We start from the raw sequence: 16,880 nt of genomic DNA on the forward strand, positions 1-16,880 counted from the left end.
ATTAATGCAGGCTAGACTTTTTTTGTTACTTTTTTTTGGCAATGCAAAAAAAGTAAAAGTCATTTAACTCACTAAATATTTTGCCACATCCTAAGGCGGGTGTTGTTGATGGAGATCAATCGTAAATCAAAAACCTTCCAACTTCATTACTCAATAACAAGATAGCATCATAACACGAAATTTTGATAGACGAAACTATAATATAATGCTGAACTTCATTAAAAATTTTATTAGAGGGCCGAGCGTAAAAAATTAGTTCGGTGAACTAATTTAGCGAAGGAGCCAGCCGGCGCCAGGGGCAGAATGGCGCCTAAGCGTGGTGAGTTCGGGTGGTTTAGCGACTAAGAAACTAGTGGATCGTCGAAAACCCAAGGCTTGATTTTTTTGGTTCGTTTTTTTATCAAGCAAAAAATGAACAGAAGATAAATGAATGAACAGAAGTTAAAGGAAAACTAAAATCATGCGCTACACTTCAGCAATCAAACCTAACAGTTCAACCCAATCACCATTATATCTCCCTAACCCCATAACCCCATAACATCATAACCCCATAACATCATAACTCCATCACTCATTAACAATTTAACCCCACCTTGTTAATAACACACTATAAATATTACGGTTTCCCCTACAAGATTTCTGAAATATTATGTAGTTTTGACGCTGTTTTGAAACAGCGTTTAAAGTTAAGTGAGGAGAATGAAGAGGTAGCCGTTGTTTTATTCTTGATAGCTAAGTGGTTTTAGTTATAAAAAATTAATAATTACTCAAAAGGAATAGCTCATTTTAATGAATCAAAATTTAAATATTACAGTAGTGGGGCTCGGTTATGTAGGGCTTCCGTTAGCAGTTGAATTTGCTAAAAAGTATAAAACAATAGGATTTGATATTAATGAGAGGCGTATAAGGGAATTATTGGAAGGTAAGGATTCTACGCTTGAAGTTGAAGATGAAAAACTTCAACAAGTTTTGAGTTGCATTAATACAGACCAGGAAGGTCTTTTGCCTACTACCAATATTGATCATATAACAGGCTCTAATATTTATATTATAACTGTTCCAACACCTACTGATAAAAATAACCGTCCGGTTTTAATGCCTTTAATAAGGGCTTCGGAAACAGTTGGTAAGGTGCTCAAAAAGGGAGATATAGTGGTGTATGAATCTACCGTATATCCTGGAGTAACTGAGGATGAATGTGTGCCGATATTAGAAAAAGTAAGTGGTTTAAAGTTTAACCAAGATTTTTATGCAGGTTATTCTCCCGAGCGTATCAACCCTGGAGACAAGGAACATACTGTGAGTAATATTTTAAAAGTAACTTCGGGATCTACTCCTGAGGCTGCAGAAGTAATAGATCAATTATATAAATCGGTTATTACTGCGGGTACATATAAGGCACCCACTATCAAGGTAGCTGAGGCAGCAAAGGTGATAGAAAATAGTCAACGTGATATTAATATTGCATTTGTGAATGAGTTAGCTAAGATTTTTAACAAATTAGAAATTGATACTAATGAGGTTTTAAAAGCGGCAGCCACCAAATGGAATTTTTTACCCTTTAAGCCAGGTTTGGTAGGAGGGCACTGTATTGGTGTAGATCCGTATTATCTAGCACAAAAGGCACAAGAGGTGGGGTATCATCCAGAGATTATTTTAGCCGGACGTAGAATGAATGATTCTATGGGCGCCTATGTAGGGAGTGAAGTGGTGAAATTGATGTTGCAGAACGATCTAAAGGTGAAAGGTGCTAAGGTTCTTGTGTTAGGAGTGACATTTAAAGAGAATTGTCCGGATGTGAGAAATACCAGAGTGGTAGATGTTGTGAAACAATTGGAAGATTTTGGTACAGAGGTAACGATTTATGATCCATGGGCAAATCCTGAAGAAGTAATGCATGAATATGGATTAAACACAGTTAAATCTCTTAAGGAAATAAATGCTTGTGAGGCTGAGCCTGTCGAAGCCGTAATGGGAAGAAGTTCTGGGAGTGGGCAAAAAGTATCAGATAAGAATGGAATACAGATTTTAGAATCATATAGTCAAAAATTCGACGCCATAGTTTTAACCGTGGCCCACAAAGAGTTTTTGGATTTAGATTTAGATGCTTTAAAGAATGATAATGCGGTGGTTTATGATGTAAAAGGCATTATGGGAGATAAAGCATGTGCAAAATTATAGCATAATATTAGTTGGAGTGTTTTTGCAATAGCAAAAATGTAACGAGAACAAATTAGAAGTTGAAAATAAATATGGATTTGCATAAATTCAAAATACTAAAAGATAAAAAAGTACTTGTTACCGGAGGTGCTGGGTTTATTGGTAGTAACCTTTGTGAAGTCTTGTTAGAAATAGGTGCTAAAGTTACCTGCCTCGACAATTTTGCTACAGGTCACCGTCATAATATAGAACCATTTTTAGGGAATGGTAATTTCATGTTAATTGAAGGAGATATACGAAATTTAGAAGTTTGTAATAAGTCATGCAAGGATGTTGACTTTGTATTGCATCAGGCTGCTTTAGGTTCGGTTCCGAGATCTATTAATGACCCTGTTACTTCAAATGAAGTTAATGTAAGTGGTTTTTTGAACATGTTAGTGGCTTCAAGAGATGCAGGTGTACAACGTTTTGTGTATGCTGCAAGTAGTTCTACATACGGTGATTCAGAAGCTTTACCAAAAATTGAGGAAAACATAGGGAAACCGTTGTCGCCTTATGCAATTACCAAATATGTAAACGAGTTATATGCCGAAAATTTTTATAAAACCTATGGTTTGAATACAATTGGTTTGCGCTATTTTAATGTATTTGGGCGCCGTCAAGATCCCCATGGAGCCTATGCAGCAGTAATACCTTTATTTGTAAAACAATTGATGAACCATGAGAGTCCGATCATTAATGGGGATGGTACGTATTCCCGTGATTTTACTTACATTGATAATGTGCTTCAAATGAATTTATTGGCTATTACAACGGACAATAAAAATGCCATGAATGAGGTTTATAATACAGCAGTTGGAGATAGAACTACACTGTTGGAGTTGACACAATATTTGAAAATATATTTATCTGAATATGATAAAAAAATTGCCTCTGTCGAGGTAAAGCACGGTCCAAATAGAATTGGAGATATCCCACATTCCTTGGCGTCTGTTGAAAAAGCCGAAAGGTTAATGGGGTATAGACCTTCTCATTTTATTAAAGAAGGTATTAAGGAAGCTGTGAGTTGGTATAAGGATAATTTAAAATAGTTTGTTATGAAAATTTTAATCACTGGAGGAGCTGGATTCATTGGTTCACATGTTATAAGACAATTTGTAAATAATTATCCCGAATATCATATTTTTAATCTAGACGCTCTTACATATGCAGGTAATTTAGAAAACCTCAAGGATATTGAACAGAGCTCCAATTATTCTTTCTTAAAAGGAGATATAACAGATGAATCTTTTATTAATACAATATTTGAGGAACATAGGTTTGAAGGGGTTATTCATTTAGCAGCTGAAAGTCATGTCGACCGATCTATAACTGATCCTTTGGCTTTTGCTAAAACCAACATATTGGGCACTATGGTGCTTTTAAATGCCTTTAAAAATCTTTGGAATGACAATTGGGAAGGTAAGCGTTTTTATCACGTAAGTACTGATGAAGTTTATGGAACTTTGGGGAACACAGGATTGTTTACTGAAACTACCCCTTATGATCCAAATTCGCCCTATTCTGCTTCTAAGGCTAGCTCCGATCATTTTGTAAGAGCATATGGGGAGACTTACGGAATGCCTTATGTGATTTCGAATTGTTCAAACAATTACGGACCGAATCATTTTCCCGAGAAGTTGATACCCTTGTTTATTAATAATATAATTAACAATAAATCGCTTCCTGTTTATGGAGATGGGAATTATACTCGCGATTGGTTGTATGTAATTGACCATGCCAGAGCTATTGATTTAGTTTTTCATAAAGGAAGTAATCATGAAACTTATAATATTGGTGGCTTTAATGAGTGGAAGAATATCGATTTAGTGCGATTACTTTGTAAACTGATGGATCAACAGTTGGGGAGAGAAGAAGGAAATTCTGAAAGGCTTATCACTTACGTAAAAGATAGGCCAGGACACGATCTGCGATATGCGATCGATGCTTCAAAGATCAATAAAGCGTTGGGGTGGGCTCCATCGGTAACCTTTGAAGAAGGCCTTGATAAAACTATAGATTGGTATTTAGCTAATGAAGAGTGGTTACAACACGTAACTTCAGGAGCGTATCAAGACTATTACAAAAAGCAATATCAATAGTCTATTATCACGATAAGTGATTTTATGAGGAACGAAAAATAATGTATCGATAATTAACAAAAAATCAAAACCTGTTAAAACCATGAAAGGAATCATTTTAGCCGGCGGCTCCGGTACTAGGCTGTATCCGATTACGAAAGGCGTATCTAAACAACTATTGAATGTTTATGATAAGCCAATGATTTATTATCCTTTATCGGTATTGATGTTAGCGGGTATTCGAGAAGTTTTAATCATTTCCACACCACAAGATCTACCGAGTTTTGAGAAGTTATTAGGTGATGGTAAAAACTTGGGGATGAAGTTTAGTTATAAAGAACAACCCAATCCGGATGGATTGGCTCAAGCTTTTATTATAGGTGAGGAGTTTATAGGAGATGATGATGTGTGTTTGGTGTTAGGAGATAATATTTTTTACGGACATGGTTTTACGGATTTATTAAAGCAATCTGTACAAAATGTAGAACAAGAAGGAAAGGCAACTGTGTTTGGTTATTATGTGAACGATCCTGAACGTTATGGAGTGGCTGAATTTGATGAAGCTGGTAATGTAACCAGTATTGAAGAAAAGCCTAATGAACCTAAGAGTAACTATGCTGTGGTTGGCTTGTACTTTTACCCTAATTCGGTGGTGGGAATTGCTAAAAATGTAAAGCCGAGTGGCAGGGGAGAACTGGAGATTACATCGGTTAACGAAGCCTATTTAAAACAAGGTAATCTGAAAGTAGAGTTAATGGGACGAGGCTATGCCTGGCTAGATACCGGTACACATGAATCCATGTTGGAGGCTTCAAATTATATCCATACTATAGAAAAAAGACAGGGTTTGAAAATAGCCTGTTTGGAGGAGATTGCTTTTGAAAAAGGGTATATCACAAAAGAACAACTAAAGGCCTTGGCCGAACCTTTAAAGAAAAACGGCTACGGACAATATTTATTAAAAAGAGCTGAGAAAAAGAGATAATAAAAGTTGCTAGTTTAAATAATTTATGAAAAAATATTCCTTTTCCGCAGGAAAGATTTGGTAAAGCTCTGATATTCAGCGGAGCATAGTGAAACGCGGAGTTTACAAATCGTTTCAGTCAGTTTCAAATAAGCTTAATACTATTATCAAGTTTGTTTTGACTGAATTTCCTTGGAAAAGATGCCTTTTCTTTGATTCGTTTCTTTGGGCGAGCAAAGAAATGAATAAACGTAAGAGAGAAAATGAACTTTATAAGAACTCAAATCCCCGATGTTATTATCTGCGAACCAAAAGTATTTGGTGACCATCGAGGCTATTTTACAGAAACGTTCAGAGAAGATCTATTAACCGAGTTTTTAGGTTATAAAATTAATTTCTGTCAGGATAACGAATCCAAATCTTCCAAGGGAGTATTAAGAGGCTTGCATTATCAGTTAGCTCCTTTTGCTCAAACTAAGTTAGTAAGGGTAATTGGTGGAAGTGTTTTGGATGTAGCCGTAGATATACGAAAAGGGTCCCCAACTTTTGGACAGCATGTAGCTGTGGAGTTGTCGGAAGAAAATAAAAGACAATTATTAGTGCCTCGTGGTTTTGCTCATGGTTTTGTTGTTTTGAGCGAGGAAGCAGTTTTTGCATATAAGGTTGATAATTACTATAGTCCGGAAAATGATAGGGGAATATTATTTAGCGATCCGGCATTAGCAATCGACTGGCAACTGTCTAACAATATATTACAATTATCGGACAAAGACACTAAACAGCCATTGTTAAAGAATGCTGATCTTTTTGATTTTGAAATGAGTTTGTATGAGTAAGATATTGGTTACGGGAGCTTCAGGGCAATTGGGTTCTGAATTGAGGGTATTATCAAAAGGAAGCGTCGACACTTTTCTGTTTACGGATAGAGATGAGTTGGACATTACAGATAGGGAGGCGATTGATGCCTTTTTTGAGCAAAATACACTTGATGTATTGATCAACTGTGCGGCTTATACTGCTGTTGATAAGGCTGAATCAGAAAAGGATTTATCAGATTTAATTAATCATACAGCGGTTGGTTATTTGGCGGAGGCATGCAAGGTGCACGGAGTAAAAATGATACATATTTCTACTGATTATGTGTTTAACGGTAAACATTACAAGCCCTATAAGCCCGATCACCCGGTAGATCCTGTTAATGTATATGGTAAAACCAAACTTGCAGGTGAACAGGTAATGAAGCAAATAAATCCCTCTGATAGTATTATTATCCGAACTTCATGGGTGTATTCTTCCTATGGAAATAATTTTGTAAAAACCATGTTGCGTTTGGGGAAGGAGCGTGATGTTTTGAAAGTTATTGTTGATCAGGTTGGAACCCCAACCTATGCCCGGAATCTGGCGGAGGCAATTTTACAAATTATACCACAATTAAATAATAATACAATTAAAACGTATCATTATAGTAATGAAGGGGTATGTTCCTGGTATGATTTTGCTAAGGAAATAATGATTATTAAAGGTTTAGATTGTGTGGTGGACCCAATACCTACCGAACAATTCCCAACTCCAGCGCCAAGGCCGTATTATTCGGTATTGGATAAGGAGTCAATTAAAAAGGATTTTAAACTAATGATTCCTAACTGGAAAGATGCACTTAAGAATTATTTATAAAAGAATAAAATTAGTTTTGTACTAGATTTCAATCTCACTAAGTAAAAAAAATATGGAAAATATTACTGTCTCAAAAAGCGTTTTAAATGGAGTTGTAAAAGTTAGTGGAGCTAAAAATAATGCTCTTAAACTTTTATCAGCTTCAGTTCTTACTGACGAACCCATTGAAATATTTAATTGTCCAAATGGCTTGTTGGATATACAAGTGCATATAGATATGTTAGAAAGAATGGGCAAAAGTTGTGAAGTTAGGGATGGATATTTGAAAATTACAGAGCAAAAGTTAATTCCACAATTAAAATGGGGTGAAAGGTCTATTCGTAACTCACTTTTAATTTTAGGCTGTCTAACTTCCAGGTTCGGTGAGGGGGTAGTACCATTACCAGGGGGGTGTAAACTCGGTGATAGGAAATACGATATACATGTGCAAGTGTTAGAACAATTAGGCGCAAAAGTTTGGGAAGAAGATGGCTATTTATGCACAAAGGTAGATGGACGATTGAAAGGTGCGGATATATACTTACCCATAAGATCAACGGGTGCTACCGAAAACGCAATATTTTGTGCAACACTAGCAATAGGCGAAACTGTAGTTTGGAATCCACATATTCGACCTGAAATAATAGATTTAGTTGAGATGCTAAATGAAATGGGGGCTAATATCGTGGTACATGGTCAAAAATGTATTGTAATAAATGGAGTTGATAAATTAAAAGGTACGGAACATAGGGCGATCCCAGACAATATGGAAGCCTTAACTTGGGCTATTGGTGCATCAATAACTGGAGGAGATGTTGAAATATTAGATTTTCCTTTTGAACATTTAGAAGTACCTCTTATTTACTTAAGGGAAAGTGGTATGAAATATTACAGAGGAGAAAACTCATTGATTGTTAGAGGATCAATTCCGTATCCAATAGAAATAAGTACTGGTCCATATCCAGGTATTAATTCTGATATGCAACCTCTATTTGCAGTTTATGGAGCATGTTCAAATGGAGAGTCTAAAATAGTTGATTTACGTTTTCCTGGACGGTATGGCTATGCTGAGGAATTATCCAAAATGGGAATGAAGTACGATGTTGAAGGGGATTTATTGAAAATTCATGGAGGATCCCAATTAATTGGTTCAAGAGTAAAGGCCTTAGATTTGAGAGCTGGTATATCATTACTACTCGCTGGATTGACAGCAGAAGGTGAAACAATAATTGAAAATGCCTGGCAAATACAAAGAGGTTATGAAAATCTAAATGAAAAGTTAGCACATTTGATTAAATAGATAATCAGAATAGAATTGGGTATCATAGGTGTTTTTGAGGAATATAAAAGGAGACTAAAAGATAATATTTTTATTCAGAATATTGCTTTAGTTGCAGGAGGAAATGCTGTTGCAAAACTTGTCGCTGTGATAAGTGCTCCTGTTATCACAAGATTGTATTCAACAGAGGAATATGGAATCTTTTCCGTATTAATTTCAATTATAACTGTCATCGGATCATTATCAACTCTTCGTTATTCAGTAACAATACCTATTGCACAAGGAGAGAAATTAGCATATAATCTACTTAGGTTATGTTTTTTAATAACCACTGGAATTACATTTCTATTGGTGGTTGGTGTTATTATATTTGGGGATTACCTAACAATTCATTTTTCTGCTGAGGAGCTAAGGCCATTTCTATGGTTGATTCCTTTTTCGATTTTCTTTAAAGGTATATATGAGTCTTTAAATAATTGGGCAATTAGAGTCCAAAAATTTAGGTTAATAACAAGAACCAAAATTAGCCAAGGAATATCATCTGCGGTGGTTAAAATTAGTTTTGGATTTATAGGGATTACACCCTTAGGACTTTTTTTAGGATTTTTAGCTCAAGAAGCTATGGGAATTTTAAGTATCTTTTTAAAGTTACTTAAATTAAATCCTAGATTGCTTTATAGCTTTTCAATTAAAGAAATTAAACTCGCTGCTTTACGATTCAAAAAATTTCCTTTAATACAATCTTGGTCTCAGTTGTTATTGGGTTTAGGGGCCCAGTTGCCTGTTATTTTAATAGGTTTTTTTTATGGAGTTGAGGTTGCTGGTGTATTTGGTTTGGCGCAAAATATGATTAATATGCCAATGGATTTGATAGGTCAGTCAGTTGCTCAAGTATATTATTCAGAAATATCGAGGCTTGGAAAAAGTAATTCCCGTAAGATTTATGACCTTTCAATCTCTATTGTAAAAAAAATGTTTTGGATAGGGCTTATCCCGGTTATAGTGATCGCGGTTATTGGACCATGGTTGTTTTCATTTGTTTTTGGAAATGAATGGGAAGATGCAGGCCATTACGCAAGGTTTTTTTCATTAATTATATTAACGAGGTTTATTTCAAGTCCTATTACAAATGTTTTTAATGTTATGGAAAAACAGAGTTTGCAATTGATTTTAAATATTATTAGAGTTTTTATTGTTTGTCTTATTTTTGGGATTAGTCATTGGTTACAACTCAGTGCCAAAAATGCAATATTAGTTTACAGTTCAATTTTTCCATTATATTCAATTTTAGGGTTGATTATAGCAATTAAGCTACTTAAAAGTAATTTAAAAGAAATTTAATTTATAAAATTAAAAATGCAATTATTCATTGTATTAACAGGTTATTATTACAGAGATATAGGTCTGTATGATAAAATCAAATCAGAATTAGAACTTTTTAATAATGAAGTTACTTTTTCACTATATATTTTATCTCATAAACCTAAAGAGGAAATCTCGATAGAGATGCTAAATTATTTGGAAATAAATAATTGGAAGATTATATATGAACCCAATATAGGATGGGATTGGGGGTGTCACGTCCAGTTTATTCAATGGTTTTTAAAGCAAAACTTGACTAATCCTGACTATATTTTATTTTTACATGATGACATTCAAATTCTTAAGAATGGTTTTATAAACGCCTTTTTAAATAAGGTACAAGTAGGCTATGAACTTATTGGTAATAGTAAGCCATTTTCCGAGATTAATTCATATTTAGAAGAGTATAATGATGAGGTTGCTATTTTAGCTAAAAATGGATTTGAATTAAATTTATCAAGAATTGAAATAGTTAGAGGTTCCGCTTTTTTTATTTCATTTGATTTAGCCAGAAAGTCTTTATATAGGCTTCCATATCAAAAATGTGGAGATATTAATTTAGCAAATCGTTCCTTAAGAATGTTTGGTGCTATTACTACTACGCTTGTAGGTAATAATAAAATTAGTCACTTATCTAATGACCATTTCACTAGTGAATTTATTAGTGAAGAAATGCGAGGTAAAAAAATATCTAACCTCTTCTTTTTAAAAAGAAGAATTTTTTTAATTGCCTCAAAACTTTTTCAAATTTTAGATGTTGTTCTATCAAAACAAGTACTAAAACATAACTATTCAAGTAAAGAGCCGATTAAATTAAAAGTTAATGTAAGTGAAGATAAATTAATAGAAGGATATTTAAATATATGTCCAAGTAAAAGGAATTGTTCAGATATAAATTTAGAAGATTTAGATGATTTGTTTTTGAAAGATAAAATATTTAGACTACTTGTGTCGTTTGATTTGGTAAAAAATAAGAACTTTTTTCAAAATCAAATACTAGATAGAGTTAAATTGACTAGTATTCCTGTTGATATTATTATAGATTCAGAACGCGTAACAAAGAATGAAATTAATACGTTTATTAAAGAAAATAGTCAACTAAACCTAACAAGGGAAAAATCACCAATTAAGAAGGGAACCAAATGGATTAATAGAATTTATTTTAACTACCAATAACGAAATTTACATTACCATAAATGAAAACAATTAAGAACTTTAATCTTACGGAATATAATTCCTATGGTATAAAATCATTTTGTTCTCGTGCTTTTTTTCCAGAATCTGAAGATGATATAATTGAAATTTATAAGAATAGTAAATCTAATATTATTGTATTAGGAAATGGAAATAACACTATTTTAAGTAAAGATTATTATGATGAAGAGTTTATAATTTTCAATAATAATTTTGATAATATATCTGAAAAGGATAATATAATTGAGGCTGAATCTGGGGCAACGTTATATCAATTAAGTAATTTTGCTTTGCAAAATAGTTTAACTGGAGCTGAGTTTTGTTTTGATATACCTAGTTCTGTTGGAGGAGCAGTAGTAATGAATGCTGGAACTAAGGAAGGTGAAATAAAAAATATTTTACAAAAAGTTCGTTATTTAGATTTAATTAATCTAGAAATTAAAGAAAGGAATAATACAGAAATTGAATTTGGTTATCGAAATAGTTTTTTTCAGGAAAATAGGAATAAAATTATCTTAAAAGCTTGGTTTGGTTTGGGGATAGGAGACAAGTGTAAAATAAGGGCTAATATGGATAAATCAAGAAAAAGAAGATGGGAGCGACAACCTCGAGAATATCCAAATTGTGGGAGCGTATTTAAAAGACCTCCTGGAAGATTTGTGGGTCCAATGATTGATGAGCTAGGGTTGAAAGGTTTTACTATCGGAGGCGCTCAAATTTCACAAAAGCATAGTGGCTTTATTATCAATGTAGGATGTGCTACTGGTAAGGATATTTTGGCAGTTATTAATGAGGTTAAACTCAGAGTTAAGGAGAAACACGGGATTGAATTGGAAGTTGAACAAAGGATCGTATAATGAATATTCTTTATATAATTACCACGTTTGAAAAAGGAGTAGGAGGACATTACTATTCTATGAAATCGACAATAGAAGCTTTAAAACCTCAAATTAATCCAGTAGTAGTAAATATCGGTAGAAACGAAAGTCCAATTATAGAAACCATTGATTGTGATAAATATCAGATGTTATATAAGGTTTATAATTTTGTTTCGATTCAAATAAGATTAAAGGAAATCATAAATAAACATAATATTCAAAAGATACACTGTTTTGATGATCGAGCTTATTTATTTCTTAGAAGTATTAGATTTAAAAATGTTCAATTAATTTTAACAAAATGTGGTGGTCCTAATCTAAGATTTTATCCCAAGATTAACACCTTAATTGTTTATAGCAAAGAGAATTATGAATTTTTTAGGTCTTTGGGTAAAACCGAAAATTTGTATTTAGTACCGAATAGAGTTTCTAGTTTTTATGGTTCTGATGAAAGAGTAAAGGATTTAAAAACTAGGTTAAGAATAAAATCTACTGAAAATGTCTTTTTAAGAATTTCAAGAATAACAAAATATTATCAAAAAAGTTTAGTTCAAAGTATTAATCTTGTTAAAAGTCTTGAAACTAGTAGGTTAATTATAATAGGACAAGTGATGGATGAAGAGGTTTTTGAAGAGCTTAAACGTATAAAAAGTAATAAAATACATTTAGTGACAGATTCTTTATATTACCAAAATGCTAAAGAAATAATACCTATTTGTGATTTTTATATAGGAACAGGTAGAGGCCTGATGGAGGCATCATCGATGGGAAAGGTTTTGTTATCCCCAGTTAAAGATAGTAAGTTTCCAGCCATAATTAAGGAAGGGAATTTTAATTCATTTTTTTCAACTAATTTTTCTGAACGTAATAAACTGGATTGTGACGAAATTGATTTTTTAAACGATATAAGGAATTTACTAGAGTCAAAGGCGGAAATGCTTAAACTACAAAAATTCAGTAAAAAATTATTCGACGAACATTTTAACATTAATACAAAAAAGGAATGGTATTTAAGAATTTATACCTCTCAACTTAAGGGTCCTAATCTTAATGTTCTTGATAGGATAAAACACTTTTTAATTTTTCATTACCATTACTTAACTCAAGGATAAAAATGTTTAGTCAAAAATTGTTCTTCAGTGTAATGATAATCTTTCTGTTCTTGCAGGTTGGATATCATTACAGTCAGTATGATCTAATCAAATATATATTATATAGCCTAGAGATTACTTTATTGTTCATAGGTTTTAATTTTTTTTTAAAGAATAAAGTAGGAAAAGAAGCTTATGGTGGTTTAAAGTATTTAATGCTAATAAGTTCAATTTTTATTGTCAATTATACTCTTAATGGATTAGATGGTATAGTAGATTCAATTAAAATTTTTGGAGCAATAATAATTTTTTTAGCAACCACACTAATTAAACTTAAACCCAATATTTTAAAAAGGGATAAGATTAAAGTTATAATAATGTCAGGTATTCCATTGTTAGTTGTAATAATGGATAAGATAATAGGTTTTCAAGAATCTGATAAGTCTTTATCAATTTTTGTTAATTCAAATAACTACATTTTTTTTGCTATTTGTTGCTGTTGGTTGATGCTTTTATGTAATGTATCCAAAAAGATAGTTCTTGTATATATTTTAATAAGTTTCGCAATAACATCAACCTTAGGAGCTCTTCTATCTATATGCATAGCGACTTTGTTTTATTTAAGAAAAAGAGTTTTTAAGTTAAAGTACTTTTTATTAAGTGTTTTATTGATTTTAGTAGGTATGATTTTATTTGATAATTCGGATCTTTACTTATTTCAGCGAGTAAGAGGTACAATGAATGTAGTTTCTAATTTACTATCCAATTATAAGTTTTCCCAACTATCAGAAGTAGGGTTTGGTGAAGCAATGAAGATCTCGGGCTCCTCTGATGGAAGTGATGTGTCTTTTTTGTTTAGAATAAAGATATGGACAGAAATATTAGCGCATTTTCTCAATCAAGGAATCGAAAATATTTTATTTGGTATTGGCTTTGGCCAAATACCAAACGTTAATAGTTTTGGATTAGTGGCTCATAATGATTATTTAACATGGCTCGTGGAATTTGGTCTATTTGGATTCCTTACCATAATTGTTGGTTTAATAACCTGTTTTAAAAAATTAAAAAATACAGTTTACATTATTCCATATCTAACGATTTTAATTTATTTTTTCTCAGAAAACTTATTTTATAACTTTTTTGGGATAGTCTTATTTGCTTATTGTACGGCATTGTCAATAAAAAAAAACAGAAATGAAAGTATTACAAATTAATAATTATCATTTTATAAAAGGAGGGTCTGAAACCGTATATTTAAAAACGGGAGAATTATTGGAAAAAAGAGGTCATGATGTGGTGTATTTCAGCTCTCTTGTAGGAATAGATAAGGATAATCTTTTATATAAATCTAACGTTTATTTGACGAAGGGTAATGATTTTAAAAAAAGTGTAAGAAAAAAGGTTTCCTCAATTATATCATATTTTTATTCCAAAAGGAGTTATAAAGACTTAAAAGCCTTACTGAGAAAGGAAAAACCAGACATAGCACACTTACATATTTTTTATGGAAACTTAAGTTCTTCTATATTAAAAGCTTTAAAAGAGGAGTCTATTCCAATTGTAATGAGCGTTCATGAATACAGAATGTTATGTCCAGTTTCTGTACTATACAATAAAAATGGAAATATTTGTGAGAAATGCGCAGGGGGAAATTATATACCTTGCGTAAAGTATAAATGTAAAAATGACAGTTATTTGCAAAGCTTTATACAAGCTTTGGAGGCCAAGTTTAGAGATGAATATTTTGATTATAAAAATTTTATTGATCATTTTATAATGGTTAGTGAATTTATTTATAATAAACATATTCAATATTACCCTCAACTTAGAGATAAAAGCAGTAAGCTTTATAACTTTCAATGTATTGATTTTCAAAAGGTAAATTCATTTTTAAATAAAAAAGTTGATTTAGTTTATTTTGGTAGACTGTCTAAGGAGAAAGGAATAATAACTTTAATTAATGCAATACGTAATATGAAGGATGTTTCACTTAGAATAATTGGTGATGGACCGGAATATGAGAATATAAAAGAATTAATAAACAAAAATGATCTTAACATACGTGTAAAATTGATTGGTTATAGCTCGGGGGAGGAGTTATGGAATTATATCAGTGAAGCAAAATTTGTCGTAGTTCCTTCGGAATGGTATGAGAATAATCCGATGACCGTTATAGAAAGCCAATTAATGGGTATTCCAGTAATAGGCTCTAAAATCGGAGGAATTCCAGAAATTATTCAAAATGGCCAAGGTTTTTTATTTAAGGCTGGAAGCGAGGAGGATTTGATGGATAAAATTTATCTAGCGCTTGGGATGGAGGAAAATGAATATAATAAAATGACTAAAAGAGTTAGGGATTTTGCTAATTCAGTTTTCTCTGAAGATAAGCACTACGAAAGTTTATTAAATATTTATACCGATGTTCAAAAAAATTACAATTTGAATATTGAAAATTAAATAATGAATGGGTAGAGTTGCAATTATAGGCACAGTAGGTATTCCTGCCAAATATGGAGGGTTTGAAACTTTAACGGAATACTTAACTAAGGAACTTGGGGAGGATTACAATTTTACGGTATTTTCGAGCTCTAAGGTGTACAAAGAGAAAATAAGTAAATATAATAATGCAGTAATAAAATATATACCTTTAAATGCTAACGGTTTTCAAAGCATCCCATATGATATTGTTTCTATTTTTAGAGCTATAAGGTTTGCGGAGGTATTGTTAATCTTGGGTGTTTCTGGGGCTATTGTGTTGCCATTCATAAAGCCATTTTTTAAAGGTAAAATTATAGTAAATATTGATGGACTTGAGTGGAGGAGGGATAAATGGAATAACCTAGTTAAATGGTTTCTGAAATTTTCAGAAAAAACGGCGGTAAAATTTTCAGATACTGTGGTTTCTGATAATAAAGTTATACAGGATTATGTTAAGAGTGAATATAGTAAAGATAGCAATCTAATTTCTTATGGAGCAGATCATTCAGTTAAACAATCAATATCAAACTTAAAACTTGTTGACTATCCCTTTATTAGCGGCCCTTATGCATTTAAAGTTTGTAGAATTGAACCTGAAAATAATATTCATATTATTTTGAAAGCCTTTAAGGATATTCAAAATATGCCGTTAGTTATTATCGGCAATTGGAAGAATAGTGCCTATGGAAAAGAATTGAAAGAAAGGTTTTATGATTATAATAATCTATACCTGCTTGATCCAATTTATGATCAGGAAAGATTAAATGCCCTTAGAGGTAATTGCACTTTATATGTTCATGGTCATAGTGCTGGTGGAACTAATCCATCTTTGGTAGAGGCTATGTATCTTGGATTGCCAGTAGTATGTTATGGAGTTAATTATAATAGGGCAACGACTAATAATAAAGCAATTTATTTTGAAAATGATAATGATTTAAAGGGAGTTGTTGAAGGTTTCACTGAGAACCAACTTGAAGAAGTAGGTAAGGCTATGAAAGAAATAGCAGAAAATGAATATACTTGGTCCATTATTTCTAAGAAATATGCTGAATTGTTTTAAAAAAATATTAAATACACCACCAAAAACAGCCATTCATAGTGAATGGCTTTTTGATTTTATAAGTAATTAAGTTATTTCTCAACAAAACCTTCCACAGAAAAATCGAAATCAAAATCAAAAAGAACTTTCATTTCGATTCCCAGGCCTTTGGCGATGGGTAGGAGGGTAGTGATCTTGGGTTCATTTTCAGCACTGATGATTCGGTATACTTGTTTACTTTCGATATTACCAATAGAGGCAACGGTCTGCACATCGGTATTATGGCGTTGAATTAATTCCTTTAAATGTTCTCCGAATTTCTTTGTGTAAGCAGCCTTTAGTTCTTTCATAACAACAAGATCATGGCTTTTAATCGAAAATAATTGTCAAGTTTGACAATATGTAAGAAAATTTATTATATTAGCTACGTATTACATATTTTTGCGATTCTTCTATAAGAAAAATATTAGAGGCAATTGCTTAGAGTCTTGAACTGAAAACTGGTAATTTTTGCACACAAGACAATAAGTACATTAGCTCACAACCCGGGTGTGGGCTCACTTATTCGTGTGCGGGTATACCAGTACCTCAGTTCGGTAGGTAGAGTTCCACGCCCATCAGTTTAAAACAGTCCGTGTTACTTTACTTCTAAGTTTTGGTTT

At 32.3% G+C, this 16,880-nt stretch carries 15 protein-coding genes; 14 read left to right on the forward strand and 1 reads right to left on the reverse strand.

Annotated elements, in window-relative coordinates; translation table 11 throughout:
* The first annotated feature begins 789 nt into the window (after positions 1–789).
* The 14 genes from BM361_RS04040 (at position 790) to BM361_RS04105 (ending at position 16,239) form a co-directional block, all read left to right on the forward strand.
* Positions 790–2,181: a nucleotide sugar dehydrogenase gene (locus BM361_RS04040; RefSeq protein WP_074977083.1), complete on the forward strand. Its 1,392-nt coding sequence runs from the start codon at positions 790–792 to the stop codon at positions 2,179–2,181.
* 71 nt (positions 2,182–2,252) lie between these two features.
* The gene (locus tag BM361_RS04045) at positions 2,253–3,251 is read left to right on the forward strand and encodes an SDR family oxidoreductase (RefSeq protein ID WP_074977389.1); all 999 of its coding nucleotides are present in this window, start codon (positions 2,253–2,255) and stop codon (positions 3,249–3,251) included.
* A 6-nt stretch (positions 3,252–3,257) separates the two neighbouring features.
* Entirely contained in the window at positions 3,258–4,301 is a 1,044-nt protein-coding gene (gene rfbB / locus BM361_RS04050; protein WP_074977085.1) for a dTDP-glucose 4,6-dehydratase, read from the forward strand.
* Between the two features lie 82 nt (positions 4,302–4,383).
* Positions 4,384–5,265, forward strand: coding sequence for a glucose-1-phosphate thymidylyltransferase RfbA (gene rfbA / locus BM361_RS04055; protein ID WP_074977087.1), 882 nt, complete (start codon positions 4,384–4,386; stop codon positions 5,263–5,265).
* 242 nt (positions 5,266–5,507) lie between these two features.
* A complete protein-coding gene (rfbC, locus tag BM361_RS04060) occupies positions 5,508–6,080 on the forward strand; it encodes a dTDP-4-dehydrorhamnose 3,5-epimerase (protein WP_074977089.1) in 573 nt (190 codons plus the stop codon).
* Positions 6,073–6,918 (forward strand): dTDP-4-dehydrorhamnose reductase, encoded by an 846-nt coding sequence (gene rfbD / locus BM361_RS04065; protein ID WP_074977091.1) that lies wholly within the window; start codon positions 6,073–6,075, stop codon positions 6,916–6,918. The genes rfbC and rfbD overlap by 8 nt, the downstream gene beginning before the upstream one ends.
* A 52-nt stretch (positions 6,919–6,970) precedes the next feature.
* A complete protein-coding gene (locus BM361_RS04070; RefSeq protein ID WP_074977093.1) occupies positions 6,971–8,197 on the forward strand; it encodes a UDP-N-acetylglucosamine 1-carboxyvinyltransferase in 1,227 nt (408 codons plus the stop codon).
* Between the two features lie 15 nt (positions 8,198–8,212).
* Entirely contained in the window at positions 8,213–9,517 is a 1,305-nt protein-coding gene (locus BM361_RS04075; RefSeq protein ID WP_074977095.1) for a lipopolysaccharide biosynthesis protein, read from the forward strand.
* A gap of 15 nt (positions 9,518–9,532) precedes the next feature.
* Entirely contained in the window at positions 9,533–10,714 is a 1,182-nt protein-coding gene (locus BM361_RS04080; protein ID WP_074977097.1) for a hypothetical protein, read from the forward strand.
* A gap of 20 nt (positions 10,715–10,734) precedes the next feature.
* Positions 10,735–11,589: a UDP-N-acetylmuramate dehydrogenase gene (murB, locus tag BM361_RS04085; RefSeq protein WP_074977099.1), complete on the forward strand. Its 855-nt coding sequence runs from the start codon at positions 10,735–10,737 to the stop codon at positions 11,587–11,589.
* Positions 11,589–12,722 carry a glycosyltransferase family protein gene (locus tag BM361_RS04090; RefSeq protein ID WP_074977101.1) on the forward strand — a complete coding sequence of 378 codons (1,134 nt, stop codon included), beginning with the start codon at positions 11,589–11,591 and terminating at the stop codon, positions 12,720–12,722. Before murB ends, BM361_RS04090 begins: the two co-directional genes overlap by 1 nt.
* 2 nt (positions 12,723–12,724) lie before the next feature.
* Positions 12,725–13,915, forward strand: coding sequence for an O-antigen ligase family protein (locus tag BM361_RS04095; RefSeq protein WP_074977103.1), 1,191 nt, complete (start codon positions 12,725–12,727; stop codon positions 13,913–13,915).
* Entirely contained in the window at positions 13,896–15,158 is a 1,263-nt protein-coding gene (locus BM361_RS04100; protein ID WP_074977105.1) for a glycosyltransferase family 4 protein, read from the forward strand. The genes BM361_RS04095 and BM361_RS04100 overlap by 20 nt, the downstream gene beginning before the upstream one ends.
* A gap of 7 nt (positions 15,159–15,165) precedes the next feature.
* On the forward strand, positions 15,166–16,239 hold the full coding sequence (locus tag BM361_RS04105; protein WP_074977107.1) for a DUF1972 domain-containing protein: 1,074 nt from the start codon (positions 15,166–15,168) through the stop codon (positions 16,237–16,239).
* Positions 16,240–16,310: 71 nt separating this feature from the next.
* On the opposite strand, the gene BM361_RS04110 is transcribed toward BM361_RS04105, so the two are convergent.
* A complete protein-coding gene (locus BM361_RS04110; RefSeq protein WP_074977109.1) occupies positions 16,311–16,568 on the reverse strand; it encodes a hypothetical protein in 258 nt (85 codons plus the stop codon).
* Between the last annotated feature and the right edge of the window lie 312 nt (positions 16,569–16,880).

The organism is Zhouia amylolytica, assembly GCF_900116365.1.
Taxonomy (GTDB): Bacteria; Bacteroidota; Bacteroidia; order Flavobacteriales; family Flavobacteriaceae; genus Zhouia; species Zhouia amylolytica.